1 protein-coding gene and 1 rRNA gene are annotated in these 632 nt (G+C 40.7%); one reads left to right on the top strand and one right to left on the bottom strand.

Annotated features, from left to right (window positions below; genetic code table 11):
* Positions 1-250 (top strand): transposase (locus ACOMA8_RS14680; RefSeq protein WP_421371700.1); only part of this gene is annotated, 250 nt, incomplete at its 5' end.
* Between the two features lie 271 nt (positions 251-521).
* On the opposite strand, the gene rrf is transcribed toward ACOMA8_RS14680, so the two are convergent.
* Positions 522-632 (bottom strand): 5S ribosomal RNA (gene rrf / locus ACOMA8_RS14675); the annotation flags it as partial.

Raw genomic sequence — 632 nt, 5'->3', positions numbered from 1 at the left:
CGCAACGCTTTTCTTTGAACTTATTGAAGAACTTGATCAGCGCTTACCAGAAGAGTTTCGTAAGAAACTAACTTTCTTCAAAAAGTATCGGCAAGGGATTCAAAATGCATTTGAACTTACTTACAGTCATGGCTTCGTAGAAGGAACAAATAACAAGATAAAAATAATCAAGCGTGTCGCTTATGGATATCGGAACTTCCTGAATTTTCGCTCAAGAATCTACATCATCCAAGGGCTGATTTTTGTTTAAGAAAGAGCGAAAAATAAAAAAGCGCTCAGGCAAGAATTTTTTTCTGCCTGAGCTCATTCACTCATTCAATTTGAACTCACCAACACTATTTGACGAAGAGCCAGAAAAAGTAAATAACTTGAAAAGAGAAGGCACTTCCACTGTTTAATGGAAGTGCCTTCTCTTTTGTGACTCACGTTTGGTAGTGTCCGTTTTGGAGGACGATGATTAGACGATTTTTCAAAATAAGGACAACAAAAAACCGTTACGTATTCTCGTAACGGTTCAACTTGCGTGGCGACGTCCTACTCTCACACCGGGCAACCCGGCACTACAATCGGCGCTAAGAAGCTTAACTTCTGTGTTCGACATGGGTACAGGTGTATCCTTCCCGCTATCGCCA

Origin of the sequence: Enterococcus infantis (genome assembly GCF_049166715.1) — a bacterium.
GTDB classification, from domain to species: domain Bacteria; phylum Bacillota; class Bacilli; order Lactobacillales; family Enterococcaceae; genus Enterococcus_C; species Enterococcus_C leclercqii.
Note: the sequence above shows the minus strand (reverse complement) of the source record. Positions and strands in the feature narration are given on the sequence as shown.